Source organism: Burkholderia sp. ABCPW 11, assembly GCF_001523445.1.
Lineage (GTDB): Bacteria > Pseudomonadota > Gammaproteobacteria > Burkholderiales > Burkholderiaceae > Burkholderia.
Genome location: NZ_LOVM01000075.1, coordinates 123,480 through 148,888 on the forward strand (window position 1 = coordinate 123,480; position 25,409 = coordinate 148,888).

Consider the following 25,409-nt stretch of genomic DNA (forward strand, 5'->3'; position numbering starts at 1 on the left):
CACATCATGAGCATCATCGAGAACACCGAAGACCTCGGCGTGTTGCGCTTCATCACCGCGGGCAGCGTCGACGACGGCAAGAGCACGCTGATCGGCCGCCTGCTGTACGACAGCAAGGCCGTGCTGTCCGACCAGCTGTCCGCGCTGTCGCGCGCGAAGAACAAGCGCACGGTCGGCGACGAGCTCGATCTCGCGCTGCTGACGGACGGGCTGGAAGCCGAGCGCGAGCAGGGCATCACGATCGACGTCGCGTACCGCTATTTCGCGACCGCGAAGCGCAAGTTCATCATCGCCGACACGCCGGGCCACGAGCAGTACACGCGCAACATGGTGACGGGCGCGTCGACCGCGCACGCGTCGATCATCCTGATCGACGCGACGCGCATCACGGTCGAGAACGGCGTCGTGCAACTCCTGCCGCAGACCAAGCGCCACAGCGCGATCGTCAAGCTGCTCGGGCTGCAGCACGTGATCGTCGCGATCAACAAGATGGACCTCGTCGACTACAGCGAGGCGCGCTTCAACGAGATCCGCGACGCGTACGTCGCGCTCGCGAAGCAGCTCGGCCTGACCGACGTGCGCTTCGTGCCGGTGTCGGCGCTGAAGGGCGACAACATCGTCGGCGCGAGCGAGCGCATGCCGTGGTACGCGGGCGAGCCGCTGCTCGACGTGCTCGAGTCGCTGCCGGTCGAGACGCAGGCGCACGACGCGCTGCGCTTCCCGGTGCAGTGGGTCGCGCGCCAGGACGGCAGCTCGGCCGACGATTTCCGCGGCTACATGGGCCGGATCGAGTCGGGCGAAGTGAAGGTCGGCGACGCGATCGTCGTGCTGCCGTCGAACCGCACCGCGACGGTCGCCGAGATCGTCGCGCCGGTGCCGGGCGGCACCGCATCGGTCGCGCACGCGTTCGCGGGCCAGACGGTGACGATCCGTCTCGAAGAGGATGTCGACGTGTCGCGCGGCGACATGTTCGTCACGGCCGCCGAGCCGGTCGAGCCGGCGAAGAAGCTCGAGGCGGACCTGTGCTGGTTCGACGAGACGCCGCTGTCGCCGCAGCGCAAGTACCTGCTGAAGCAGACCACCAGCACGGTGTTCGCGAAGATCGGCGGCGTCAAGCAGGTGCTCGACGTGCATACGCTGTCGCACGCGACCGATCGCCAGGACCTGAAGATGAACGACATCGGCCGCGTGGCGCTGACGCTGCAAAAGCCGATCGTGTGCGACACGTACGATGCGCACCCCGGTACGGGCGCGTTCGTGCTGATCGACGAGGCGACGCACCACACGGTCGCCGCCGGGATGATCCGCGCGTTCTCGGCGTAATCGTCAATCTGCGCGGCGGCGAACCGGCCGCCGCGGCAGGACCCTAGCGAAGCGACAAACATGGGCAAGGTATATCTGATCGGAGCAGGGCCGGGCGCCGCGGACCTCATCACGGTGCGTGGCATGCGGCTGCTCGAGCAGGCCGACGTCGTGCTGCACGACGCGCTCGTCGAGCCCGCGATGCTCGACTATGCGCCGAACGCGCGGAAGATCGCGGTCGGCAAGCGCTGCGGGCAGCGCTCGACCGCGCAGCATTTCATCAACAAGCAGATCGTCGACGCCGCGCGCGAGCATGCGTGCGTCGTGCGGTTGAAGGGCGGCGATCCGATGCTGTTCGGTCGCGCCGAAGAGGAAATGCGCGCGCTCGACGCGGCCGGCATCGACTACGAGGTCGTGCCGGGCATCACCGCGGCGCTGGCCGGCGCGGCGACGCTGAAGCGTTCGCTCACGTTGCGCGGCGTATCGCGCAGCGTCGCGTTCGCGACGCACAGCCGCGCACCGGGCAGCGACGAGATTCGCGAAGCCGCACGCGCCGATTCGATCGTCTACTACATGGGCCGCGACAGCGCGCCCGGCATCGCGCAGGAATTGATCGACGCCGGCCGTGCGCCGGCGACGCCGGTGGCGATCGTCGAGGCATGCAGCACCGCGCGCGAACGCACGCTGACGCTGACGCTCGCCCGGATGGCGGCCGGCGATGCGCAGGCGTGGCTCGATCCCGCGGAACCGAGCCTGCTGATGATCGGCGATGCATTCGCCGAACGCACACGGCAGGCGCAGGCGGGCGATCCGGTGCGCAATGCCGCCTGAGCGCGGCTCGCGCGCGATTCCAAACGCAAAAAGCGCCGGCAGATGCCGGCGCTTTTTCTTTGGGCGTGGCGAAGACGTGGCCTACGCGTCGTCGCCGAGCTGGTCGACGCAATAGCGCGCGACCGCGTCGAGCACGCCGTCGTCTTCGCCGACGGCCGTCGCGCAGCGGATCTCGACGCCCGGATGCGCGGCGCGGCATGCGTCGACGAGCTGCGGCAGGTCGCGGCGGACATGGCCGCCCTGGCCGAAGAACACGGGCACCACGGTGATGCGCGCGCAGCCGGCCGCGACTTGCGCGGCCACGGCCTCAGCGAGCGACGGCGTCATCAGTTCGAGGAACGCGAGCGACACCTGCGCGGCAGGGGAGCCGGCGCCGCGCAGCCGCGCGGCGAGCCGCTCGAACGGCTCGGCCCAGCGCGGGTCGCGGGCGCCGTGGCCGAACAGGACGATACCGTGCGAATGCATGTCGAAGCCTCCGTCGCGACGCGGCGCTCAGTGCCGGTCGACCCACTTGAGCGCGAACAGGCCGAGCGCGAGATAGATGAGACCCGGCGTCGCGGCGGTGAGCGGCGCGGGCCACGTGTTCAGCGTGCCGATGTGCGAGAACAGCGTGTTGAGCAGCTGGAAGCTCATGCCGAGCATGATGCCGCCGAACACCTTCACGCCGACCACGCCCGCCCGCGTGTGCAGGTAGGCGAACGGCAGCGACAGCACGAGCATCACGAATACCGCGAACGGATACAACAGCTTGCGCCACAGCGCGATGTCGTAGCGCTGCGTATCCTGCTGGTTCTCGCGCAAGTGCTGGATGTAGCGGAACAGGTTGATGAGCGACATGCGCTCCGGCGACACGAGCAGCACCGACAGGATCTGCGGCGTCAGGTCGGACCGCAGCCGGTATTCGGGCAGCGACACCTGCTGCGACCGGTACACGGGGTTCAGCGCATCGGCCGGCTGGCCGCTGACCGGCTTGATCGGCGTCAGCTCCGTTTCGGTGACGCCTTTCAGCAGCCAGTGGCCGGGCGGCTCGTAGCGGCCGGTTTGCGCGATCCGCACGTTCTGCAGCTGGAATTTCGAGTCGAACTCGTAGATGCGCACGTTGCTGATCGTCGAGTCGGGCGACAGGCTGCCGACGTTGACGAAGCGCGTGACCTGCTCGCCGTTCTCGCGGGCCGCGAGCGTGTCCTTCACCCACACGCCCGACTGGAAGTTCGACGACACCGATGCACCGAGCGCCTGCAGCCGCACGCGTTCGGACAACTGGTCGGCGTACGGGCCGACGAATTCGCCGATCAGGTAGGTGACGATCACGAGCGGCACGCCGATCTTCAGCAGCGAACGCAGCGCCTGGTTGGTCGCGAGGCCCGACACGCGGAAGATCGTGAATTCCGAGTTCGCGGCCATCTGCGCGAATACGTAGATCGCGCTGATCAGCGCGGCGACCGGGATGATCTCGTAGAAGCGCGACGGCGTCTGCAGCGCGACGCGCAGCACCGCGTAGCCGAACTTGTAATTGCCGTGCCCGACCGAGTTCAGCTCGCTGATCAGGTCGAAGAAGAAGAACAGACCGGAGAACGCGAACAGGATGAAGATGAACGTGATGTAGATCTGCCGCGCGAAGTATTTTTCATAGAGCCGCATCGATCATGCTCCCGAGCGGCCGAACAGCGCGCGTGACAACAACGGACGATTGCGCACGCGCAACCAGAAAATGAACGCGACGATCGCCGCGACGAGCACGTGCAGCCCGACGAGACCGACGCCGAACGACATCTTGCCCTGCTCGATCTGCGCCTGCACGACGTTCAACAGGTTCGAATACGTGAGGTAGATCAGCACGGCCATCACGAGGTTGATCGTGCGGCTGCGGCGCGGGTTCTGGTACGCGAGCGGGATGCCGAGCACCATCAGGTTCAGCGCGATCAGCGGCAGCCCCGCGCGCCACGCGAATTCCGCGAGATTGTCGCGCGTCGGGTTGCGCAGCAGGTCGGGCGTGGGCGTGCTGTTGGTGGTCTGAACGTTGACGACCGGCTTGCTGGTGATCTTCACGCCGTAGCGCTCGAACTCCATGATCTTGAAGTTCGGCTGGCCGGGCGTGCCGTCGTAGCGGCGGCCGTCTTCGAGGACGACGAAACGATCGCCGTCCTTCGAGGTTTCCGTGTGGCCCGTCTGCGACACGACCACGTTGAGCTTGCCGTTTTCCGTCGACGTGACGAATACGTTCTGGACCTTGCTCTGGTCGGGCGACATCTTCTCGATGAAGAACACGCGATGGTTCGCGGCCGATTCGCGGAACTGGCCGGGCGCGAGCAGCGAGATTTCGTCGCGCTGCTGGAAGCGCGCCTTGATCATCTTGCTCTGCTGGTTCGACCACGGCCAGCCGACGAACGCGAAGAAGGCGATCAGCAGGACGATCGGCGTGGCGAACACGCCGATTGGCTTGATGAGACGCGTGAGGCTCACGCCCGACGCGAGCCACACCACCATTTCGGAGTCCCGGTACCACCGGGTCAGCACGAACAGGATCGACACGAACAGCGTGACGACGAGCATCACGGCGAGGTAGCCGATCACGGTCAGGCCGATCAGCACGAGCACGTCCCGCGGATCGATTTCGCCGGACGCGGCGTAGCCGACGATGCGAATCATCATCGTCGTGAGCATGATCGTGAGCAGCACCATGAACACGGCGCCAGCCGTATACGCAAGCTCGCGCTGGAGGGAGCGTTCGAAGATCATTCTTGATGAGAAGAGGGCGGGAGGCTGCGCACGCGTGGTGGAGCGCTCGCGCCGCCACGGGAAAAATAGCGGATAATTGCGGCTTTCATCCTTAGCCCAGATTTTATCCGAGGACAAGCGCGATGGACTTTAGCATAAAAGGCTGTGATTGGAGCAAAGGCGAGGCCAAGGGGTTCCTGACCGGGAAGTCCGACTGCATCGTGCTCGGCATCTTCGAGGCGCAGACCCTGTCGGGCGCGGCGCTCGACATCGACACGGCCACCAAGGGGCTGATCTCGCGCGTGGTGAAGGCCGGCGACATGGACGGCAAGCGCGGCAAGACGCTGTTCCTGCATGAAGTGTCGGGCATCGGCGCGTCGCGCGTGCTGCTCGTCGGGCTCGGCAAGCAGGATGCTTTCAATCAGAAAGCCTATAACGACGCGGTGACCGCCGCCTGGCGCGCGCTGCTGGCGACCAAGGTCGTCCAGGTCACGTTCTCGCTCGCGCAACTGCCGGTCGACGAGCGCAGCTCCGACTGGGGCGTGCGCGCCGCGATCCTCGCGCTGCGCAACGAGACCTACCGCTTCACGCAGATGAAGAGCAAGCCGGAACCGGCGTCGCACACGCTCAAGCGCGTCGTGTTCAGCGTCGATCCGGCGGACGAAAAGGCCGCGAAGGTCGCGGTCAAGCAGGCCGTCGCGCTCGCGAACGGGATGGATCTGACCCGCGACCTCGGCAACCTGCCGGGCAACGTCTGCACGCCGACCTATCTCGGCAACACCGCGAAGAAGATCGCGAAGGATTGGGGCCTGAAGGCCGAGGTCCTCGGGCTCAAGCAGATCCAGGCGCTGAAGATGGGGTCGTTCCTGTCGGTCGCGCGCGCGTCGGTCGAGCCGCCGCAGTTCATCGTGCTGCACTACCAGGGCGCCGCCGCGAAGGCCGCGCCGGTCGTGCTGGTCGGCAAGGGCATCACGTTCGATACGGGCGGCATCTCGCTGAAGCCGGGCGAAGGCATGGATGAGATGAAGTACGACATGTGCGGCGCGGGCTCGGTGCTCGGCACGATCCGCGCGGTCGCCGAGATGGGCCTGAAGATCAACGTCGTCGCGATCGTGCCGACCTGCGAGAACATGCCGGGCGGCAACGCGACGAAGCCGGGCGACATCGTCACCAGCATGAAGGGGCTGACGATCGAGGTGCTGAACACCGACGCCGAAGGCCGCCTGATCCTGTGCGACGCGCTCACGTATGCCGAGCGCTTCAAGCCGGCCGCGGTGATCGACGTCGCGACGTTGACGGGCGCGTGCGTGATCGCGCTGGGCGGCCACAACAGCGGGCTGTTCTCGACGAACGACGCGCTCGCGGGCGAGCTGCTCGACGCGTCGCGCGAGGCGAACGACCCGGCATGGCGCATGCCGCTCGACGACGAGTACCAGGAACAGCTGAAGTCGAATTTCGCGGATCTCGCGAACATCGGCGGGCGTCCGGCCGGCGCCGTGACGGCCGCGTGCTTCCTGTCGCGCTTCACCGAGAGCTATCCGTGGGCTCACCTCGACATCGCGGGCACCGCATGGAAGGGCGGTGCGGCGAAGGGCGCGACGGGCCGTCCGGTGCCGTTGCTCGCGCAGTTCCTGATTGACCGCGCCGGCCAGTGATGGCGGGGCCGACGACGCTGCGGGTGCGCGGGCAATGACGCGGATCGATTTCCACTCGAACGTCGGCGATTCGCTCGCGTACGCGTGCCGGCTGCTGCGCAAGGCCTATCAGGCCGGGCAGCCGGTCGTCGTGCTCGCGGAGCCTGCGCGCCTGCGTGCGCTCGACGAGCGGCTCTGGACGTTCTCGCCGCTCGATTTCATCCCGCATTGCGGTGTCGACAGCGAGCACGCGGCCGGCACGCCGATCGTGCTGGCCGCCGATCTCGACCGCGCGCCGCATCATCACGTGCTGCTGAACCTCGGCGCGACCGTGCCCGCGCAGTTCGCCCGCTTCGAGCGCCTGCTCGAAGTGGTCGGCAACGCGCCGGAGGAGCTGGCCGCAGGCCGCGACCGCTACCGGTTCTACCGCGACCGCGGCTATGCGCTGAACAACTACAAGCAGGGCGGCTAGCCGCAACCGTCGACGGAGTGTTCCCGTGACCGAAGCCGATTCATCCTCGATTCCGACACTGACCGACGTGCTGGTGCCGGGCAAGCCGGCGCCGGCGCGCTCGCCCGCGTCCGCGTCCGCCGCGCCCCGCCCGCACGACGACGCGGCGATTCCGGTGCTCACCGACGTGATCGTGCCGGCCGCCGCGGGTGTGGCTGCGCCGGCCGGATCGAATAAAACCGAAGCCGACCCCGATTCCGTCGTGGTCGAACCCGTGCCGACGCCGCATGTGCCGGCGGTCGAGCTGCCGGGCGACGCGGCGACGGCCGCCGCCGTGGGCGAGACCGATGCGCCGGCCGAGCCCGGCGCCGCCGAGCACGTGGTCGCGGAGGACGCGGCGGCGATGACGGCGCCGCTGCGCTCGTCGCTGGTCGATGACGACCTGCCGCAACACACGTTCGCGGCGATGGCGCGCGACGCGGCCGCGCACGCGCCCGACCCGGCGATCCCGGAGGTGGCCCTGCCGAGCGCGGCGGCGCAGCGCGATGCGCAGGCCGCAGTCGCACTGACGCCGGAAGATGGGCAGCACGTCGCCGAACGGCTTCGCAATCGCCTGACGAACTATCTGACCGGGGCGGGGCGCGAGGCCATCGAAGCGCGTTGTCGCGATGCGCTGCACGAGCATTCGGCCTGGCTGGTCGGCCAGGTCACACGCGAAGTCGCACTCGCCCTGGAAACCGAGGTGATGGACTGGGTGCGCGAAGCGGTCGATGAAGAGATCGCCCGTCGTCGCGCCGGTCATTCCGGCTGAACGAGCAATCGCTCGCGACGGCGAAAAAAAGAGAATGCAGGTTTGGTAGGCGCCTGCGAAGCCGCCGGCGACGCACAGGTCGGCAGTACTCGGCCTTCCTCAGCGACGCCCTGCGTACGATGTGGGTACGCCGAGCGGCGTATTCGCTTTCAGCGTACCGACAGCACCCACTGGGCGAGCGTGTGGGCCTCGGTGCTCGTCAATTGCGTATTGGCGGGCATCGGCACGCTGCCCCATACGCCGACGCTGCCTTTCACGATCGATTGCGCCAGGTAATCGACACCGTCGCCGCGCGCCGCGTACTTGCCGGCGATGTCGCGGAACGACGGACCCATCAGCGGCTTGCCGATCGCATGGCAGGCCATGCAGTTCTTGCGCTGCGCCAGCGCGAGCCCGTCGGCTTGGTCGGCACGCGCCGCCGCCGCGCTGCCGGTCAGCAGCATGGCGAGCAGCACGCGCAATATCGTCTGTTTCATGCGGTTCTCCGCCGGCGGGGACGGCCGGCTTCATGGTCCGCGCATTATAGAAGCAAAGGGAAAGCACGTTTTGCGCGTTCCCCGGGCGGGCCCCTTTTATCGGGGTCGCATGCGCCGGCGCCTCTGCATCAACCCGTGACCGCCCCCTGGTTCGCCGGCCGGGCGAGCGCCGCGAATTTGGCGAGCACGCCACGCGTATAGCGGGGCGCCGGCTGTCGCCACGCAGCGCGGCGGCGCGCGAGTTCCGCGTCGTCGACGTTCAGTTGCAGCAGTAGCCGGTGCGCGTCGATCGTGATCGAGTCGCCTTCTTGCACCAGCGCGATCGTGCCGCCGACGAACGCCTCCGGCGCGACGTGGCCGACCACCATGCCCCAGGTGCCGCCCGAGAAGCGGCCGTCCGTGATGAAACCGACCGATTCGCCGAGCCCCTTGCCGATGATCGCGGACGTCGGTGCGAGCATTTCCGGCATGCCGGGGCCGCCCTGCGGGCCGAGGTAGCGCAGCACGAGGATGTCGCCCGCGCGGATCCGGTCGCCGAGGATCGCATCCATCGCGCTCTGCTCGTCGTCGAACACGCGTGCCGGGCCCGTGATCACCGGGTTCTTCAGGCCGGTGATCTTCGCGACCGCGCCGTCCTGCGCGAGATTGCCCTTCAGGATCGCGAGATGGCCTTCCTGGTACAGTGCGCGGTCGATCGGGAAGATCACGTCCTGGTCCGCGCGCGGCACGCTCGGCACGTCCTTCAACTCGTCGGCGAGCGTGCGGCCCGTGATCGTCAGACAGTCGCCGTGCAGCAGCCCCGCGTCGAGCAGGATCTTCAGCACCTGCGGAATCCCGCCGGCCCGGTGCAGGTCGGTCGCGACGTACTGCCCCGACGGCTTCAGGTCGCAGATCACCGGTACGCGCTTGCGGATGCGCTCGAAGTCGTCGATCGTCCAGTCCACTTCGGCCGCGTGCGCGATCGCGAGATAGTGCAGCACCGCATTGGTCGAGCCGCCGGTGGCCATGATCACCGATACTGCGTTCTCGATCGACGCCTTCGTGATGATGTCGCGCGGTTTCAGGTCGCGCTTCACGGCCTCGACCAGCACACGCGCCGATTCGGCGGCCGAATCGACCTTCTCCCGATCGGGGTTCGCCATCGTCGACGAATACAGCAGCGACATGCCGAGCGCCTCGAACGACGAACTCATCGTGTTCGCGGTGTACATGCCGCCGCACGAACCGGACGTCGGGCACGCGTTTTTCTCGACGCCTTCGAAATCCTCCTGCGACATCCGGCCCGCGGTGAATTCGCCGACGGCTTCGAACGACGACACGATCGTCAGGTCGCGGCCCTTCCAGTTGCCCGGGCGGATCGTGCCGCCGTAGACGTAGATGCCCGGCACGTTCAGGCGCGCGAGCGCGATCATGCCGCCGGGCATGTTCTTGTCGCAGCCGCCGACCACCACGACGCCGTCCATCCACTGGCCCTGCACGCAGGTCTCGATGCAGTCGGCGATCACTTCGCGCGACACGAGCGAGTACTTCATCCCTTCGGTGCCCATCGACATGCCGTCCGAAATCGTCGGCGTGCCGAAGATCTGCGGGTTCGCGCCGGCGGCCTTGACGGCGTCGACGGCCGCGTCCGACAGGCGCTGCAAACCGGAATTGCACGGCGTGATCGTCGAATGGCCGTTCGCGATGCCGATCATCGGCTTGTCGAAATCGTCCTTCTGGTAGCCGAGGGCGTAATACATCGAGCGGTTCGGCGAACGGGCCACGCCTTGCGTGATGTGCTTCGAGCGACGGTTGTACGACATGGGGGACTCCATCGTTGTGTGGGCGTCGCTCGCGAGGGCGCGCCGGTTCGGATCGAACAAGCATGGAGTTTCCCGATTGGGATGTCCAATATATTATTTGTCGCCTATTAAGTCGTTTTGCGAATGAGTCGAACATGGCCGATCCGATCCCCGACCTGCGCCAGTGGCGCTATTTCGCGACCGTCGCCGACGAGCGCCATTTCGGCCGCGCGGCCGAGCGCCTGTCGATGACGCAGCCGCCGCTGTCGCAGGCGATTCGCGCGCTGGAGGACGCGCTGGGGGTGGCGCTGTTCGTGCGCACCAAGCGCTCGGTGGCGCTGACGGCGGTCGGCGCTGCGCTGCTGCCCGACGTGCGCCGGCTGCTGGCGTCGGCCGATGCGCTGCCGCCGCTGGCGCGGCGGCTCGCGCGCGGCGAGGCCGGTTCGCTGTCGCTCGCGTTCGTGTCGACCGCCGATTACGGGCTGTTGCCGTCGTTGCTGCGTGCGTTCGGCGCGCGTTATCCGCAGGTGCGGCTGCAGCTCGCGGAAGCGACGAGCGACGTGCAGATCGACGAACTCGTCGCCGGGCGCATCGACGCCGGGCTCGTCATCCCGCCCGTGCCGCCGCGTCACGCGGCCGGGTTGTCGTACTTGCCCGTCGTGCGCGAGCCGCTGGTGGTCGCGATGCCGAGTACGGCATCCGACGCGCCCGAGGACGAGCCGGTGCAGCTTGCCGACGTCGCCGCGTTGCCGCTCGTGATCTTTCCGCGTCGTTTGGCGCCCGGCTTTTATGACATCATTACGGGCTGCTACGGCGCGGCGGGGGAAACCCCGCGCATCGGTCAGGAGGCAATCCAGATGCAGACCATCGTCAGCCTCGTGTCGGCCGGCATGGGCGTCGCACTGGTGCCGCAATCGCTGCGTAACCTGCGGCGCACCGGCGTGGTCTACCGGCCGCTCGCCGGCCACGCGCCGCTCGTCGAGACGGGCCTCGTGTGGCGTACCGACGACGTGAGCCCTGTGCTTGCCGGGTTCATCGACGTCGTGCGCGCGCAGGGGCTTGCCGCGTGACGTGAACGATGGCGTGCGGGCGCCGTCCAACGCGCGGTGCTGCGCGTGCGACGGCCGTACCGTATTCGAAAACTTCTTCGCTAACCCATGATCATTCACCCGAATTTCGACCCCGTTGCGATCCATCTCGGGCCGCTGGCCGTGCGCTGGTACGGCCTCATGTATCTCGTCGGCTTCATCGCGGCGATCGTCGTCGGCCGGGTCCGCCTGAAGCTGCCGCATGTCGCGGCGCAGGGCTGGACCGCGAAGGACATCGACGACATGATGTTCTACGGCGTGCTCGGCACCGTGCTCGGCGGCCGGCTCGGCTATGTGCTGTTCTACAAGGCCGGTTTCTACTTCTCTCATCCGCTCGACGTGTTCAAGGTGTGGGAAGGCGGCATGTCGTTTCACGGCGGCTTCCTCGGCGTGACGCTCGCGATGATGCTGTTCGCGTGGCAGCGCAAGCGGCACTGGCTCCAGGTGACTGATTTCGTCGCGCCGATGGTGCCGACGGGGCTGGCAGCCGGGCGCCTCGGCAATTTCATCAACGGCGAACTGTGGGGCCGCGTGACCGATCCGACGGCGCCTTGGGCGATGCTGTTCCCGGGTGCGATGCGCGACGACGCGGCATGGTTGCCGAAACATCCGGAGCTCGTCGAGAAGTGGCATCTCGCCGACGTGTTCATGCAATACCAGATGCTGCCGCGCCATCCTTCGCAGCTCTATGAAATCGCGCTCGAAGGGATCGCGCTGTTCTTCGTGCTGTTCTTGTTCGCGCGCAAGCCGCGGCCGATGGGCGCGATATCCGCGCTGTTCCTGATCGGTTATGGCCTCGCACGTTTCACGGTCGAGTTCGCGCGCGAGCCGGACGACTTCCTCGGGCTGCTCGCGCTCGGCCTGTCGATGGGGCAGTGGCTGTCGCTGCCGATGATTCTCGCGGGTATCGCGCTGATGGCCTGGGCGTATCGCCGCCGCGCGGCGAACGCGAATGCGGCTGCGTGACGTGGCTGCATGACGTGGTAACGATGTACGCGTGATCGGCGCGTGCATCGGCTACCCGGACATGCATGAAAAACGCCGGCCCTCGGGCCGGCGTTTTTCGTTTCCGACAGCTGCGCGATGCGCGTTACTTCATCTGCACCGAACCGTTGACGGTGACCGACACGGTGGCCTTGCCGCCTTCGACCGCGATCGGCGCGCTCATCTTCGCGCTGTCCATCGGCGCCGCGGCCATCGCCATCATGCGCGTGTACGGCTGCACGTTGCGGCCGCTGCCGACGTTCACGTCGCGGATCGTGTAGCTGCTGTAGCCGAACGCCTTCGCGGCTTCGTCCGCGCGGGCGCGGAACGACTTGATCGCTTCGGTCGTGAGCTTCTGCTCGGCCGTGCGCTGCGCTTCCGGCGACAGCGAGAACTCGACGTTCGCGACCTGCATCAGGTTCGACAACTGGCCCGCCAGCTTCGACGCTGCGGCGAAATCGCGCGATTCGAGCGCGACCTCGGTGCGGCCGCGCCATGCGGAGATCTTCCCGTCGCGATCGGTGCTCGGATACACGGAGAACGCGCCCGTGTGCGCGGTGACGCCCGACACGCCCTTCGCCTGCGACAGGGCCGCGTCCGCGCGCTGGTTCAGCTGAGCGGTGAGGCTGCCCGGATCCTTGGCCTGTTGCTCGTAGAACAGCGTGATGTGGATGATGTCCTGCGGCACGTCGGCACTGGCCTGCGACGAAAGCGACAGCACGCCGGCCGGCTCCGGAAAGTGCGGGTTCGCCGCCTGGGCGTGCGCGGCGGGCGACGCGAGCGCCAGCGCGACGGGAACGGCGGCGGCGAGGGCGAGCGACAGCGCGAGTGCGGATTTCTTGGTCATTGTTGGATTCCTTGTACGAGGGCGCGCACGCGGGTCACGCGCGCGCGACGCGGGCGTACCGCGCGACGAAAAAACGACGGCCGGCCCGTTCGGCCGACTGCGGTTGCTTAGGCTGCGCGAAAGTGCCGCGAGTTCCGTTACGGTCGCGCGTACTGACCGGATTTGACCTTTGGCGCGCGCCTACTTCATCAGCTTTTCGGTGATGAATCGCCATTCCGCACGCGTGACGGGCGTGATCGACAGCCGGTTGCCGCGCGCGAGCACGCGCATGTCGGCGAGCTCGTCGTGCTCGCGCAGCGCGGCGAGCGGCACGAGCGGCGACTTCTTCACGAAGCGCACGTCGACGAGCAGCCAGCGTGGCGCTTCCTGCGTCGATTTCGGGTCGTAATAGGGGCTTTTCGGATCGAACTGCGTGGGATCGGGGTAGGGCGTCGACGAGACTTCGGCGAGCCCGGCGATGCCCGGCTCGGGGCAGCTCGAGTGATAGAACAGCACGCCGTCGCCGATCTTCATCGTGTCGCGCATGAAATTGCGCGCCTGATAGTTGCGCACGCCGGTCCACGGCAGCGAGCGCTGCGGTGCGTTGGCGAGATCGTCGATGCTTGCTTCGTCCGGTTCGGACTTCATCAGCCAGTATTGCATGGTCGTGGTCGACGCAGAAAAGGCTGCTACAAAAGAAAACGGCACCGGGACTTGCCCGATGCCGTTGGATAGGCCCCCACCTTGGCCGCTAGGCCGGCATCCTGAACCTGAGGTTCAGAATTGGTCGCAGTTAGCAGCACTTCGGGTACATCAGACAGAGTGACGCGCGCGCCCGTGCTACAAATTTCCGCAACCGTGCACATGGCATTGGTTCAAGGAATATATGACCTTGGCGAACCAGGCAGGGAAGCTGACTGAACTGTGATTCGATGCGCCAATTTGACCACCGTTGACCGTCGAGATCAAGGGGAATCGACGCATCGTTTGAAACGTTACTGCGTCTCGTGCTGTGCGAGCACCGCGCCGAGCTGTTCGTTCATCTGGTGCATTGTACGACGGATTTCCTCCGCCGGAAATGCTTCACCATGCCGCACGCTCGTTTGCAGCCGCAGCAATTCCGATGCAAGCGACAGCGCCGCCATCACCGCGATGCGATCGGTGCCGCGCACCGAGCTGTTCGAGCGGATTTTCGACATTTCGGCGTCGACGCGCGCGACCGCTTCGAGCAGCGCCGCTTCGGTCTCGGCCGAACAGGCGAGCCGATAGGGCTGACCGAGAATCGAGACTTCGATCTGCTTGGTGCTCATGCATGTTCTCCGTGGCTGGCCGCGTCATCGCCATCCGTGCGCGCCTGCGCATCCAGCAGGTCGAGCTGGTTGTCGGCTTGCTCCGCGCCCTTCGAGCGCGGCAGCTTTTCGAGGATCGCGTTCAGTTTCACCTGGGCGTCGTCGATCTTCGCCGACAACGTGTCGCGCTCGGCCGCGAGCGCATTGCGTTCGTCGCGCAGCTGCGCGAGTTCCGCGCGGACCGTGTCCGCTTCCGCGCGCAATTGCGCGACCTGCTCCTCGAGCGCGAGCCGTTCCGAGTGATAGCGCTTGTTCAGCGAAATCAGACGGCCAATATTTTGAGATAGGGTTTCGAGTTCGTTGAGCATTTGCTGCGTCCTCTAAAGACCCAGCATTTTAGCGCGGAATAACGCGCAATCCGACATCTGTAACGTTTCCAGTCGTAACACCCCTGCTTCTTGCCGCGAATAGGCGCGTCTCGCGCGGGTCCGGACGCTTCCTTGACGCTCGCGCGACCGGCTCCTAAACTGGCGCCGCCTCGGTGCTCGCGCGCAGGACGCGCGGTTAAACGGGAAGCAGGATGCGGGCTCCACGAGCGCGCCGACCTGCGCTGCCCCCGCAACGGTAAGCGGCCGCGTCGTGTGACGCAGGCCGGCTCGGGCGCGTTCCGCGTGCAGGTCGCATGCGGGCGCGGGCCACTGCGCGTCATCGCGCGGGAAGGCGAGCCGGACCGCCGCCAGCCCGGATACCGGCCGAGACGGGGAGCCCGCACGGGTTCCATGACGCGCGACCTGCGGGGAAGCGGGGCGCGTAATGCTTCACGGAACGTTTCTTCGATGCCGACCCCAATCGTCCGCCACGCGCCCCTGTCGCGCCCGGCCGGCTCCCGCAAGCGGATGTGCCGCGCGTCGTGCGTGCGGCCGTGCGCGGCATGAGCGCCGCGCGCGCCGCCGCGATCTGGGCCGCGCTGGCCGTCGTGGTCGCACTGCTGTTCGTCGCGTCGCTGTCGATCGGCAGCGTGCCGATGTCGCCGTGGCAGGCACTCGCGTCGCTCGTGCCGCACGGCGGCGACACCCTGTTTGCCGATATCGTCCGGACGCTGCGCCTGCCGCGCGCGCTCGCGGGTTTCGCGTGCGGCGCGCTGCTCGCGCTGGCCGGCGCGCTGTTGCAGGTGCTGCTGCGCAATCCGCTTGCGGAGCCGTACGTGCTGGGCGTGTCCGGCGGCGCGGCCGGCTTCGCGCTCGTCGCGATGATCGCGGGCGGCGCATGGTGGCTCGTCGACGCGTCGGCGTTCACCGGTTCGCTCGTATCGGTCGCGCTCGTGCTCGGTCTCGCGAGGCGCGAGCTGTGGCGCGGCGAATCGCGCGACGCATCGCCGCGGCTGCTGCTCACGGGCGTCGTGATCGCGGCGGGGTGGGGCGCGCTCGTCACGCTGTTGCTGTCGCTCGCGCCCGACGCGCGGCTGCGCGGCATCATCTTCTGGCTGACGGGCGACCTGAGCGGCGCGACGGCGCCGTGGTTCGCGTGGGGTGCGCTGTTGCTCAGCGCATGCGTCGCGCTGCCCGCCGCGCCGCAACTGAACGTGCTGCTGCGCGGCGACGCGACCGCGCTCGCGCTCGGCGTGCCGGTCGCGCGCCTGCGCGTGCGGATCTATCTCGTCGCGTCGCTGGCCGCCGCGGCCGCCGTGACGACGGCCGGCACGATCGGCTTCGTCGGGCTCGTCGTGCCGCATGCGTTGCGGCTCGCGTTCGGCAACGACCAGCGGATGCTGCTGCCGGCCGCGATGCTTGCGGGCGGCGGCGGCGTGATGGCGGCCGACCTGCTGGCGCGCACCGCGATCGCGCCCGCGCAATTGCCGGTGGGCGCGATGACCGCGTTGATCGGCGTGCCGATGTTCCTGTGGATGTTGCTGAGGAGGCCGATGCGATGACGGGCACCGCCGCACCGCATGCCGCTGCCCGCGACATGCGCTACATGGCCGTCGATCTGACGCTGAAGGCCGGCGCCCGCACGCTGCTCGAGCGCTTCACGCAGGCGTTCCGCCCCGGCGAGATCTGGTGCGTGGCCGGACCGAACGGCGTGGGCAAGACGACGCTGCTCGCCACGCTCGCGGGATTGCAGCTGCCGGCCGGCGGACACGTCGAGATCGACGGCCGGCCGTTTGCCGCGTGGCGTCCCGAGCAACTCGCGCGGCGCCGCGCGCTGATGCCGCAGCAATTGCACGATGCGTTCAGCGCGACCGTGTTCGACACGGTGTTGCTGAACCGCTTTCCGTATCTCGGCGGCTGGGGCTGGGAGCGCGACGGCGACCGCACGGCCGTGCGCGATGCGCTCGCGACGTTCGGCCTGAGCGCGCTCGCGTCGCGCGACGTGATGTCGCTGTCGGGCGGCGAGCGGCAGCGCGTCGCGCTGGCCGCGACGCTGTGCCAGGATGCGCCGCTGATGCTGCTCGACGAACCGCTCGCGCATCTCGACCTGCATCACCAGATCGACTGCCTGACCGCGCTGGCCGCCTGGCTCGCGGCAGGCCCGCGCACGGTGATGTTTTCGTGTCACGACCTGAACCTCGCGCGGCGTTTCGCGACGCATGCGCTGTTGCTCGACGGCCGCGGCCATGCGTGGGCCGGCCCCGTGCACGACGTGCTGACGCCCGAGCGCGCGAGCGACGCGTTCGGCTATCCGCTCGTGCTGATCCGCGAGAACGGCCGCGATGCGCTGCTGCCGGCATGGCCTGCGCGACAATGACCGTTCCTGTTCCGATTTTTCCGATGCGCGGCGCATGCCGCGCCCACGACACGGCTCCTCGATGACGACTCCGACCCATTTCCCGCCCGCGATCGCGCCGCTCGACGACGCACTGCGCACGCGCCTGCAACATGTGATCGACCACAAGACCAAGCCGCCCGGCAGCCTCGGCCAGCTCGAGGCGCTCGCGCTGCAGATCGGGCTGATCCAGCGCACCGAGCGGCCGGTCGTGCAGCGTCCCGTGACGATCGTGTTCGCGGGCGACCACGGAATCGCGGCCGAAGGCGTCAGTCCTTATCCGCAAACGGTGACCGCGCAGATGGTCGCGAACTTCCTGACCGGCGGTGCGGCGATCAACGCGTTCTCGGGCGTCGCGCAGAGCACGCTCGAGATCGTCGATGCGGGCGTCGCGTCGCCGCTGCCGCCGTCGGACCGGCTGGTGTCGCTGCCGGTCGCGCGCGGTACGCGCAACTTCGCGACGGAACCGGCGATGACGCGCGAAGAAGCGATGACGGCGCTGGCCGCCGGCGCGGCCCGCGTCCGCCTGCACGCGTCGCTTGGCACGAACACGATCGGTTTCGGCGAGATGGGGATCGCGAACACGTCGTCGGCCGCCTGCCTGATGAGCCGCCTGCTCGACGTGCCGATCGATGCATGCGTCGGTCGCGGCACGGGGCTCGACGATCAGGGTCTCGCACACAAGCGCGCGGTGCTCGGCCGCGCACTCGTCAAGCACGCGCATGCGATCGCACCGCTCGACGTGCTCGCGACGTTCGGCGGCTTCGAGATCGCGATGATGACGGGCGCGTACCTCGCGGCCGCGAGCGAGCGGATGACGATCCTCGTCGACGGCTTCATCGCGACCGCCGCGCTGCTCGTCGCCGAGCGCATCGCGACCGGCGTGCGCGACTACTGCGTGTTCTCGCATACGTCGCACGAGGCCGGCCACCGGCGCATGCTCGAGCATTTCGGCGCGAAGCCGCTGCTCGCGCTCGACCTGCGGCTCGGCGAAGGCACGGGCGCCGCGCTCGCGCTGCCGCTCGTGCGCGCGGCGGCCGCGTTCCTCGGCGAGATGGCGAGTTTCGAGTCCGCCGGCGTCGACGATCGTGACGCCTGAGCGCGCGCGCGGCATGCGGGCCGAACTGCGCTACTTCTTCGTCGCGCTCGGCTATTTCACGCGCGTGCCCGTGCCGCGCTCGATCGGCTACGCGGCCGGCGACCTCGACCAGGCCGCGCGTTATTTCCCGCTCGTCGGCGCGTGCGTGGGCGCATGGGGCGCGCTGGTCTATCTCGTCGCACTGCGCGCGCTGCCCGCGTCTATCGCGGTCGGGCTGTCGATGGCCGCGACGCTGCTCGCGACCGGCGCATTCCACGAAGACGGCCTTGCCGACAGTTGCGATGCGTTCGGCGGCGGCTACACGCGCGACGACGTGCTGCGCATCATGCACGATTCGCGGATCGGCACGTTCGGCGCGGTCGCGCTCGTGATCGCGCTCGAGCTGAAATGGCAGGCGCTGACGTCGATGCTGCCGTTGCGCGCCGCATGGACGATGATCGCCGCGCATGCGGCGAGCCGCGCGATGGCCGTGAGCCTGCTGATGTCGCTCGACTACGTGCGAGCCGAAGGCAAGGCGAAGCCGGTGGCGCAACGCATGGGCGCCCGCGCAGCATGCATCGCGGCGGCGTTCGGGATGCCGTGGCTGTTCTGGCCGGACTGGCGCATGGGCGTCGCCGCGTGCGTGGTGCTCGTGCTCGTGCGTGCATGGCTCGCGCGCTATTTCGTGAAGCGGATCGGCGGTTATACGGGCGACTGTCTCGGTTTCGCGCAGCAACTGGGCGAACTGGCGATCTATCTCGTGGTGCTCGGATGGACGTCGTCCTGATCCGTCATCCGGCCGTCGGCATCGAGCCGGGCATCTGCTACGGGCGCAGCGACGTGCCGCTCGCCGCATCGGCCGACGGCGGCGCGCAGGCCGTGCGTGCGCATCTGTCGACACTCGGCGCGCCGTTACCCGAACGGGTCTGGACGAGCCCGCTCGCGCGTTGCGCGTCGATTGCCGAACGGCTCGCGCGGGCATTCGACGTGCCGCTGCGGCGCGATGCCGACTGGCAGGAAATGGATTTCGGCGCATGGGAGATGCAGCGCTGGGACGATATCGACCGCGCGGCACTCGATGCGTGGGCGGCCGACCTGATGCATGCCTGCGCGCACGGCGGAGAAAGCGTGGCGCGATTCGTCGAACGGGTCGCGCGGCAGGCCGATACGATTGCGGCGCTCGGCGGCGCGCATTGGGTCGTCACGCATGCGGGCGTGATCCGCGCGTTCGCGTCGCATGTCTTGCGCGTGCCGCTCGACACGCTGCTGTCGCGGCCCGTGTCGACGGGCGGGGCCGTCTGGCTGCGCATGAACGACGACGCGCAAGCATGGGAAGTCGTGCACTGGGACGCATAGGCGCACGTGCGTTCGCAGTGAACGACGCCGCGCACGTTCGATCCGTCTCGGGCGCCGCACGCATCCGGCATCGGTGCGCGACGAATGCGCCAGCCGCTGGCAATCAGCGCGCCGGCCGCCGCGCACGCGCGGCATCCAGATCCTCGCACAGCGCGGCTGCGCCCTGCACGATCCGCGGCGACGGCCGCGTCAGCAGATCGCCGTCGATCGCGAACAGGTTGTGGCGCGCCACGGCCGTCAGCGCGGGCCACGCACGCCACCGCGCGAGGCTCGGCAGCGGTTCGGTCGAACGGGTCGCCCCCGCGCTCGTCGTCACGATCGCTTCCGGATTCGCCGCGAGCACGGCCTCGTCGGTGACGGTCGGCACGAGCGGCTTGAGCGATGCGAATACGTTGCGGCCGCCGCATAGTTCGAATACTTCGTCGATCAGGTGCGTGCCGTTGAGCGTCGTCAGCGGACGGTCCCACACCTGGAAGAACAGCGTGACGGGCGGGCGTGCCGAGTAGCGTGCGCGTAGTGCCGCGAGGTCGCGCACAAAGGCCGCAGCGGCGGCATCGGCGGTCGGTTGCGTGCCGAGCAGCGTGCCGAGCCGGCGCAGCGACGACGGCACGTCGTCGAGATGCTTCGGTTCGCTGAAGAACAGCGGGATGTGCAGCGCGCGCAGTGCATCGGTCTGCCGCTCGGCGTTGCCGTGCCGCCAGACGACGATCAGGTCGGGCTTCAACGCGGCGATTCGTTCGAGATCGAGCGCCTTGTTGTCGCCGACGCGCGGCACCGCTTGCGCGGCGGCCGGATAGTCGCTGTACGTGACGGTGCCGACGAGCTTCGCGCCGCCGCCGGCCGCGTAGACGAGCTCGGTCGCGTGCGGCGCGAGGCTGATCACGCGCTGCGCGGCCGCGGGCAGCGTGACCGTATTGCCGGCGTCGTCGCGCGTCGCGACATCGGCGTGGACGAGCGGCGCGTGAGCGAGCGCCGCCAGCAGTGCGGCCGGTGCGAGCCGGCGGAACGGGCGGAACAGGCGTGGCCTCATGCCGAGGCCTGCTGCAGCAGCGGCACGCAATGCGCGAGCGCGTCGCCGAGGCGCCGCCATTCGGCTTCGCTGCCCGGCAGGCCGACGCGCACGCTCGACGGGCTCGGGAAGTGCCGCGTCCAGATCCCGCGCGCCGCGAGCGCCGCATGCAGCGCCGCTGCCCGCGGATCGTCGGTCCAGCTGAAGAGCGGCGTCGCGCGAACCGCGAAGCCGTGTGCGCGCAGCAGCGCGGCCAGTCGTTCGCCGTCGGCCGCGAGCCGCTCGCGGGCAGCAGCTTGCCATGCGCGATCGGCGAACGCCGCGGCAACCGCGTGGCGTGCGGGGCCGCTGACCGTCCACGCGCCGAGCCTGTCGCGCAACGCGACGACGTGGTCGGGGCATGCGAGCACGAAGCCCGCGCGAATTCCGGCGAGCCCGAAGAACTTGCCGACCGAGCGCAGCACGACGAGGCCCGGACGATCGACCTGTGGCGCGAGCGATGGCGTCGCGCCCGTATCGGCGAACGCTTCGTCGACGATCAGCGTTCCGCCGCGTGTCGCCAGTTGCGCATGCCAGCCGAGCAGGCGCGCGGTCGGCACGAACTCGGCGGTCGGATTGTTCGGATTCCCGACGATGACGTGGCGCAGCGTCGCGGGCAGCGTATCGGCGCGGATGTCCAGCGCGACGACACGATGGCCGTGGCGCGCGAACGCGGGCGCATATTCGCCGTACGCGAGCGCCGCGACGCCGGCGTCGCCGGCCGGCAGCAACCCGGGCAACGCGCGGATCGCGGCCTGGCTGCCGGCGACCGGCAGCACGTGCGCGGCATCGGGCGCGTGGTAGTACTGCGCGGCGCAGGCCGCGAGGCCGTCGCCGTCGTCGGGCAGCCGGCGCCACGCGTCGGCCGGGACGGGCGGCACCGGGAAGCCCGCCGGATTGATGCCGGTCGATAGGTCGAGCCACGCGTCGTACGGAATGCCGTGACGGCGGGCGGCTTCGTGCAGGTTGCCGCCGTGCGCGATGGATGAATCAGACATGATGGGTGGCCATGACGAGTGCGCCGCTCGCGACCAGCAGCGCGAGCCACAGGGCGAGCGTGCGCGTGACGAGCGACAGCGCGGCGACGATGTGGACGGCAGTCGCCGTGGCGCCGGTGCCGAGCATCGGACGATTCTCGAGCTCGCCGTGATAGACGGCCGGGCCGCCGAGCTGCACGTTCAGGCTGCCGGCGCCCGCGGCCATGACGGGGCCTGCGTTCGGGCTGTCCCAGTGGCGCGCCTGCGTGCGCCAGCAGCGCCACGCGGCGGCGGTGTCGCCGAGCAGCGCGTAGCTTGCGGCGGTGAGGCGTGCGGGCATCCAGTTCAGCGCGTCGTCGATGCGTGCGGCGGCCCAGCCGAAGGTCAGGAAGCGCGGCGTGCGATAGCCCCACATCGCGTCGAGCGTGTTCGCGAGCCGGAACAGCAACGCGCCGGGACCGCCCGCGACGACGAACCAGAAGAGCGCGCCGAAGATCGCGTCGTTGCCGTTCTCGAGCGCCGATTCGACGGCCGCGCGCGACAGCGCGCCTTCGTCCGCGCTGCCGGTGTCGCGCGACACGATGCGTGCGGTCAGCGTGCGCGCCGCGTCGAGATCGCGCCGCAGCAGCGCGGCGGCGATCGGCGCGACGTGGTCGGCGAGGCTCTTCGCGCCGAGCGCGAACCATAGCAGCGCGACGTGCAGCGCAGCCGCGAACGGCCACGGCAGCAAGCAGACGAGCCATGCCGCGACGGCCACCGGCGGCACGACCGCCGTGAGCCATGCGGCGACGCCGACGAGGCGGCCGCGCCGGCCCGTGTTCAGCGCGGCTTCGATGCGCGCGGCGACGCGGCCGAACGCGACGAGCGGATGCCAGCCGGCCGGCTCGCCGATTGCGCGGTCGACGATCGCGGCCGCGACCGCGAGCATCGCGACGACGGGCAGCGACAACATCAGCATGGCTGCGCGCCCGTCTTGAGGTCGAGCGGCAGCCCCGCAACCAGCAGCGTGACGCGCGTCGCGAGCGCGGCGACGCGCTGGTTCAGGCGCCCGAGCTCGTCGACGTAGCGGCGCGTGACCGACCCGAGCGGCACGACGCCGAGCCCGATCTCGTTGCTGACGACGATCACCTTCGCGCGTGCGCCGCGCAACGCGTGCTCGAGCCGTTCAACGTGCGCCGCGTACTGCGCGTCGTCGAGCGGTTCACCTTCGGCGGGACACAGCAGGTTCGTGAGCCACAGCGTCAGGCAGTCGACGAGCAGGCACGCGTGCGGATCGTCGAGCCGCGCGAGCGTGCCGGCGAGATCGACGGGTGCGTCGGCGAACCCCCAGGCGGCCGGCCGGCGTGCGCGATGATGCGCGATGCGCTGCGCGAATTCGGCATCGGCGGCGGTCGCGGTCGCGATGTAGGTGACGGGGCGGCCGCTGTCGGCGGCGAGCCGCTCGGCATGCGCGCTCTTGCCCGAGCGCGCGCCGCCGAGGACGAAGGTGAGGTCGTGCGGAATCATCGCGTGATTGTAACGGCGCGCGCGACCCGCCGCGGGCGATAATGCCGCCTTTGCTTCGCGACGACCTTTGACACGATGAATGCACCCGAGCCGCGGCCGCGCGGCACGCTGATGATCCAGGGCACCACGTCCGACGCGGGCAAGAGCACGCTCGTCGCGGGCCTGTGCCGCCTCGCGCGCCGCGGCGGCGCACGCGTGGCGCCGTTCAAGCCGCAGAACATGGCGCTCAACAGCGCGGTGACGGTCGACGGCGGCGAGATCGGCCGCGCGCAGGCGTTGCAGGCGCTGGCCGCCGGCGTCGCGCCGCATACGGATTTCAATCCGGTGCTGCTGAAGCCGACGAGCGACCGCGGCGCGCAGGTGATCATTCACGGCAAGGCGCGCATGAACCTCGACGCGCGGGCGTATCACGACTACAAGCCGGTCGCGTTCGATGCGGTACTCGAATCGTATGCGCGCCTGCGGGCGGGGTACGACACGGTGATCGTCGAAGGCGCCGGCAGCCCGGCCGAGATCAACCTGCGCGACGGCGACATCGCGAACATGGGGTTTGCCGAGCGCGTCGACTGCCCGGTCGTGCTCGTGGCCGACATCGATCGCGGCGGCGTGTTCGCGCATCTGGTCGGCACGCTCGCCTGCCTGTCGGACAGCGAGCGCGCGCGTGTGCGCGGCTTCGTGATCAACCGCTTCCGCGGCGACCTCGCGCTGCTCGAACCCGGGCTCGACTGGCTGCGCGCCCGGACGGGCAAGCCGGTGTTCGGCGTGCTGCCGTACCTGCACGGGCTGCTGCTCGACGCGGAGGACATGCTGCCCGCGCAGGCGCGCAGCGCCGCCGCACGCGGCGATGCCGGCGTGTTGCGCGTCGTCGTGCCCGCGCTGCCGCGCATCAGCAACCACACCGATTTCGACCCGCTGCGCGCGCATCCGCAGGTCGAGTTCACGTACTGGAAGAGCGGCCCCGTGCCCGACGCCGACCTGCTGATCCTGCCGGGTTCGAAGAGCGTGCAGCGCGACCTCGCGTGGTTGCGCGACGCGGGCTGGGAAGCGCTGATCCGGCGTCATCTGCGCTACGGCGGCAAGGTGATCGGCATCTGCGGCGGCATGCAGATGCTCGGCCGCACGCTCGACGATCCGCTCGGCCTGGAGGGCGCGCCCGGCAGCGTGCCGGGGTTCGGGCTGCTCGATTTCGACACGACGCTGCAACCCGACAAGACGCTGAAGAACGTGACCGGGCAACTCGCGCTGCCGGGCGAAGCGGCCGTGCGCGGTTACGAGATCCACATGGGCGACACGCGCGGGCCGGCGCTCGCGACGCCCGCGCTGACGCTGGCCGCCGATGCCGCGCAGGATGGCGTGCGTCCCGACGGCGCGATGTCGGCCGACGGCCAGATCCTCGCGACCTATGTGCACGGGCTGTTCGACGCGCCCGACGCCTGCACGGCGCTGCTCGCCTGGGCGGGGCTCGACGGGGCGGCGCGCATCGACTACCCGGCGCTGCGCGAGGCTTCCCTCGAGCGGCTGGCCGACACGTTCGCCGCGCATCTCGACCTCGACGCGCTGTACGCCGAGTTTCGGTGACGGCGAGCCGGTCCGCCCTCGCTTTTTCCGTCCGATCGCGTACAACGGAGGAGGGCGGAGGTCCGCCCGAAGGAGGGCGACGATGAAGGTTCGGTGGTGGTGGAGCGTGCTGCTTGCGGCGCTGCTGGGCGCGTCGTCGGCGGCGCATGCGTGCGATTCGTATGCGCCGCGCGGCGGCCAGTCCGGCGGCGATGCAACGCAAGGCAAGAGCGGTTACTGAGCAGGACGGAGGGCATGATCGGTCATGCCCTTTTTTTTGCTTCGATTCGTTCCGAAATGGAATCAATTTAAGCGACATGGCGTGTTTATCGGTCGAATCGATTCGAATAGAGTGCGATCCATTCCCATCCACTCCCGAAGGAAGCCGTCATGAACGCCAACCGCCTGAACGATTTCGCCGCGACGCTGCTGCGCGTCGCCCTCGGCGTGCTGTACCTCGCGCACGTCGCGCAGAAAGTATTCGTCTTCACGCTGCCCGGCACCGCGCAGTTCTTCGCGTCGATCGGCCTGCCGGGCTGGCTCGCGTACCTGACCACGTTCGTCGAACTGGCGGGCGGGCTGGCGCTGCTCGCGGGGTTCCGCGTGCGCATCGCCGCGCTGGTGCTGCTGCCGTTCATGCTCGGCGCGCTCGCCGCGCATCTGCCGAACGGCTGGAGCTTCTCGTCGCCGCACGGCGGCTGGGAATATCCGGCGTTCTGGGCCGTCACGCTGGCCGTGCAGGCCCTGCTGGGCGGCGGCGCGTTCGCGATCGGCGCGGCGGAGGCCGCGGACCGGCCCGCGTAGTGTGAACGAACGCGCACGAAAGCGGTTCGCGGTTCGCTGCGACCGGTTCCGGTGACACCCCGTTTGCCGATATCATCGCTCCCTGTATCCGCAATCGAGCGGCGCCTGCCATGCGGCCGGCGCCGCGCG

The 25,409-nt window shown here is 69.0% G+C and carries 28 protein-coding genes, 1 other RNA gene and 1 riboswitch; of the genes, 15 read left to right on the top strand and 14 right to left on the bottom strand.

Annotation, left to right across the window (positions count from 1 at the left end):
• The first annotated feature begins 6 nt into the window (after positions 1-6).
• Both WS61_RS26110 and cobA read left to right on the top strand, forming a co-directional pair.
• A complete protein-coding gene (locus WS61_RS26110) occupies positions 7-1,323 on the top strand; it encodes a sulfate adenylyltransferase subunit 1 (protein ID WP_059504774.1) in 1,317 nt (438 codons plus the stop codon).
• A gap of 60 nt (positions 1,324-1,383) precedes the next feature.
• Complete coding sequence (gene cobA, locus WS61_RS26115) at positions 1,384-2,133, top strand: uroporphyrinogen-III C-methyltransferase (RefSeq protein ID WP_059504776.1); 750 nt, start codon at positions 1,384-1,386, stop codon at positions 2,131-2,133.
• A gap of 81 nt (positions 2,134-2,214) precedes the next feature.
• Here cobA and WS61_RS26120 read toward each other — a convergent pair whose 3' ends face one another.
• The 3 genes from WS61_RS26120 to lptF are packed head-to-tail and all read right to left on the bottom strand — an operon-like array spanning position 2,215 to position 4,872.
• The gene (locus WS61_RS26120) at positions 2,215-2,598 is read right to left on the bottom strand and encodes a sirohydrochlorin chelatase (protein WP_027785167.1); all 384 of its coding nucleotides are present in this window, start codon (positions 2,596-2,598) and stop codon (positions 2,215-2,217) included.
• Between the two features lie 27 nt (positions 2,599-2,625).
• Positions 2,626-3,774: an LPS export ABC transporter permease LptG gene (gene lptG / locus WS61_RS26125; RefSeq protein ID WP_059504778.1), complete on the bottom strand. Its 1,149-nt coding sequence runs from the start codon at positions 3,772-3,774 to the stop codon at positions 2,626-2,628.
• A gap of 3 nt (positions 3,775-3,777) precedes the next feature.
• Positions 3,778-4,872 carry an LPS export ABC transporter permease LptF gene (gene lptF / locus WS61_RS26130; protein WP_059504780.1) on the bottom strand — a complete coding sequence of 365 codons (1,095 nt, stop codon included), beginning with the start codon at positions 4,870-4,872 and terminating at the stop codon, positions 3,778-3,780.
• 122 nt (positions 4,873-4,994) lie between these two features.
• Between lptF and WS61_RS26135 the strand changes: the two genes are divergently transcribed.
• Genes WS61_RS26135 through WS61_RS26145 form a run of 3 tightly spaced genes read left to right on the top strand, consistent with a single transcriptional unit; the run spans position 4,995 to position 7,747 of the window.
• Positions 4,995-6,506, top strand: a complete 1,512-nt coding sequence (locus tag WS61_RS26135) for a leucyl aminopeptidase (RefSeq protein ID WP_059504781.1) — start codon at positions 4,995-4,997, stop codon at positions 6,504-6,506.
• Positions 6,507-6,540: 34 nt separating this feature from the next.
• Positions 6,541-6,957 (top strand): DNA polymerase III subunit chi, encoded by a 417-nt coding sequence (locus WS61_RS26140; protein WP_006478083.1) that lies wholly within the window; start codon positions 6,541-6,543, stop codon positions 6,955-6,957.
• A gap of 25 nt (positions 6,958-6,982) precedes the next feature.
• Entirely contained in the window at positions 6,983-7,747 is a 765-nt protein-coding gene (locus tag WS61_RS26145) for a DUF2486 family protein (RefSeq protein WP_059504783.1), read from the top strand.
• A gap of 149 nt (positions 7,748-7,896) precedes the next feature.
• Here WS61_RS26145 and WS61_RS26150 read toward each other — a convergent pair whose 3' ends face one another.
• Both WS61_RS26150 and ilvD read right to left on the bottom strand, forming a co-directional pair.
• The gene (locus tag WS61_RS26150; protein WP_059504785.1) at positions 7,897-8,223 is read right to left on the bottom strand and encodes a c-type cytochrome; all 327 of its coding nucleotides are present in this window, start codon (positions 8,221-8,223) and stop codon (positions 7,897-7,899) included.
• 128 nt (positions 8,224-8,351) lie between these two features.
• Entirely contained in the window at positions 8,352-10,025 is a 1,674-nt protein-coding gene (gene ilvD / locus WS61_RS26155) for a dihydroxy-acid dehydratase (protein WP_059504787.1), read from the bottom strand.
• Positions 10,026-10,159: 134 nt separating this feature from the next.
• Between ilvD and WS61_RS26160 the strand changes: the two genes are divergently transcribed.
• Together WS61_RS26160 and lgt are read left to right on the top strand one after the other, a co-directional pair.
• Entirely contained in the window at positions 10,160-11,074 is a 915-nt protein-coding gene (locus tag WS61_RS26160; RefSeq protein WP_034208142.1) for a LysR substrate-binding domain-containing protein, read from the top strand.
• 87 nt (positions 11,075-11,161) lie between these two features.
• Positions 11,162-12,058, top strand: coding sequence for a prolipoprotein diacylglyceryl transferase (lgt, locus tag WS61_RS26165; RefSeq protein WP_059504789.1), 897 nt, complete (start codon positions 11,162-11,164; stop codon positions 12,056-12,058).
• A gap of 124 nt (positions 12,059-12,182) precedes the next feature.
• On the opposite strand, the gene WS61_RS26170 is transcribed toward lgt, so the two are convergent.
• From WS61_RS26170 to WS61_RS26190, 5 genes are all read right to left on the bottom strand, one after another.
• Entirely contained in the window at positions 12,183-12,923 is a 741-nt protein-coding gene (locus tag WS61_RS26170) for an SIMPL domain-containing protein (protein WP_059504791.1), read from the bottom strand.
• Positions 12,924-13,103: 180 nt separating this feature from the next.
• A complete protein-coding gene (locus tag WS61_RS26175) occupies positions 13,104-13,565 on the bottom strand; it encodes an EVE domain-containing protein (protein WP_006478090.1) in 462 nt (153 codons plus the stop codon).
• Positions 13,566-13,634: 69 nt separating this feature from the next.
• Positions 13,635-13,816, bottom strand: a non-coding RNA gene (gene ssrS, locus WS61_RS26180) — 6S RNA.
• An 81-nt stretch (positions 13,817-13,897) separates the two neighbouring features.
• Complete coding sequence (locus WS61_RS26185) at positions 13,898-14,212, bottom strand: cell division protein ZapA (RefSeq protein WP_006478091.1); 315 nt, start codon at positions 14,210-14,212, stop codon at positions 13,898-13,900.
• The gene (locus WS61_RS26190; protein WP_059504792.1) at positions 14,209-14,559 is read right to left on the bottom strand and encodes a hypothetical protein; all 351 of its coding nucleotides are present in this window, start codon (positions 14,557-14,559) and stop codon (positions 14,209-14,211) included. The genes WS61_RS26185 and WS61_RS26190 overlap by 4 nt, the downstream gene beginning before the upstream one ends.
• A 154-nt stretch (positions 14,560-14,713) precedes the next feature.
• A riboswitch (cobalamin riboswitch) is annotated at positions 14,714-14,963 on the top strand.
• A 159-nt stretch (positions 14,964-15,122) separates the two neighbouring features.
• On the opposite strand from WS61_RS26190, the gene WS61_RS26195 reads away from it, so the two are divergent.
• From WS61_RS26195 to cobC, 5 genes are all read left to right on the top strand, one after another.
• Positions 15,123-16,121 carry an iron ABC transporter permease gene (locus tag WS61_RS26195; RefSeq protein ID WP_059504887.1) on the top strand — a complete coding sequence of 333 codons (999 nt, stop codon included), beginning with the start codon at positions 15,123-15,125 and terminating at the stop codon, positions 16,119-16,121.
• Positions 16,118-16,936: an ABC transporter ATP-binding protein gene (locus WS61_RS26200; RefSeq protein WP_059504794.1), complete on the top strand. Its 819-nt coding sequence runs from the start codon at positions 16,118-16,120 to the stop codon at positions 16,934-16,936. Before WS61_RS26195 ends, WS61_RS26200 begins: the two co-directional genes overlap by 4 nt.
• Positions 16,937-16,997: 61 nt before the next feature.
• Positions 16,998-18,053 (top strand): nicotinate-nucleotide--dimethylbenzimidazole phosphoribosyltransferase, encoded by a 1,056-nt coding sequence (gene cobT / locus WS61_RS26205; protein ID WP_059504796.1) that lies wholly within the window; start codon positions 16,998-17,000, stop codon positions 18,051-18,053.
• A 13-nt stretch (positions 18,054-18,066) separates the two neighbouring features.
• Positions 18,067-18,819, top strand: coding sequence for an adenosylcobinamide-GDP ribazoletransferase (locus WS61_RS26210; RefSeq protein WP_059504885.1), 753 nt, complete (start codon positions 18,067-18,069; stop codon positions 18,817-18,819).
• Positions 18,804-19,388, top strand: a complete 585-nt coding sequence (gene cobC / locus WS61_RS26215; RefSeq protein WP_059504798.1) for an alpha-ribazole phosphatase — start codon at positions 18,804-18,806, stop codon at positions 19,386-19,388. Before WS61_RS26210 ends, cobC begins: the two co-directional genes overlap by 16 nt.
• A 103-nt stretch (positions 19,389-19,491) precedes the next feature.
• Here cobC and WS61_RS26220 read toward each other — a convergent pair whose 3' ends face one another.
• From WS61_RS26220 to cobU, 4 genes are read right to left on the bottom strand one after another with little or no spacing between them, the layout of a single operon-like run.
• Positions 19,492-20,418: a cobalamin-binding protein gene (locus tag WS61_RS26220; protein ID WP_059504800.1), complete on the bottom strand. Its 927-nt coding sequence runs from the start codon at positions 20,416-20,418 to the stop codon at positions 19,492-19,494.
• Complete coding sequence (cobD, locus tag WS61_RS26225; RefSeq protein ID WP_059504802.1) at positions 20,415-21,434, bottom strand: threonine-phosphate decarboxylase CobD; 1,020 nt, start codon at positions 21,432-21,434, stop codon at positions 20,415-20,417. The genes WS61_RS26220 and cobD overlap by 4 nt, the downstream gene beginning before the upstream one ends.
• Positions 21,427-22,371, bottom strand: coding sequence for an adenosylcobinamide-phosphate synthase CbiB (gene cbiB / locus WS61_RS26230; RefSeq protein ID WP_059504804.1), 945 nt, complete (start codon positions 22,369-22,371; stop codon positions 21,427-21,429). The genes cobD and cbiB overlap by 8 nt, the downstream gene beginning before the upstream one ends.
• On the bottom strand, positions 22,365-22,919 hold the full coding sequence (gene cobU, locus WS61_RS26235) for a bifunctional adenosylcobinamide kinase/adenosylcobinamide-phosphate guanylyltransferase (protein ID WP_059504806.1): 555 nt from the start codon (positions 22,917-22,919) through the stop codon (positions 22,365-22,367). The genes cbiB and cobU overlap by 7 nt, the downstream gene beginning before the upstream one ends.
• Positions 22,920-22,994: 75 nt before the next feature.
• On the opposite strand from cobU, the gene WS61_RS26240 reads away from it, so the two are divergent.
• The 3 genes from WS61_RS26240 (at position 22,995) to WS61_RS26245 (ending at position 25,280) form a co-directional block, all read left to right on the top strand.
• Complete coding sequence (locus WS61_RS26240) at positions 22,995-24,497, top strand: cobyric acid synthase (RefSeq protein WP_059504808.1); 1,503 nt, start codon at positions 22,995-22,997, stop codon at positions 24,495-24,497.
• An 82-nt stretch (positions 24,498-24,579) separates the two neighbouring features.
• On the top strand, positions 24,580-24,717 hold the full coding sequence (locus WS61_RS35320) for a hypothetical protein (protein ID WP_179949705.1): 138 nt from the start codon (positions 24,580-24,582) through the stop codon (positions 24,715-24,717).
• 149 nt (positions 24,718-24,866) lie between these two features.
• The gene (locus tag WS61_RS26245; RefSeq protein WP_059504810.1) at positions 24,867-25,280 is read left to right on the top strand and encodes a DoxX family protein; all 414 of its coding nucleotides are present in this window, start codon (positions 24,867-24,869) and stop codon (positions 25,278-25,280) included.
• Positions 25,281-25,409 lie beyond the last annotated feature (129 nt).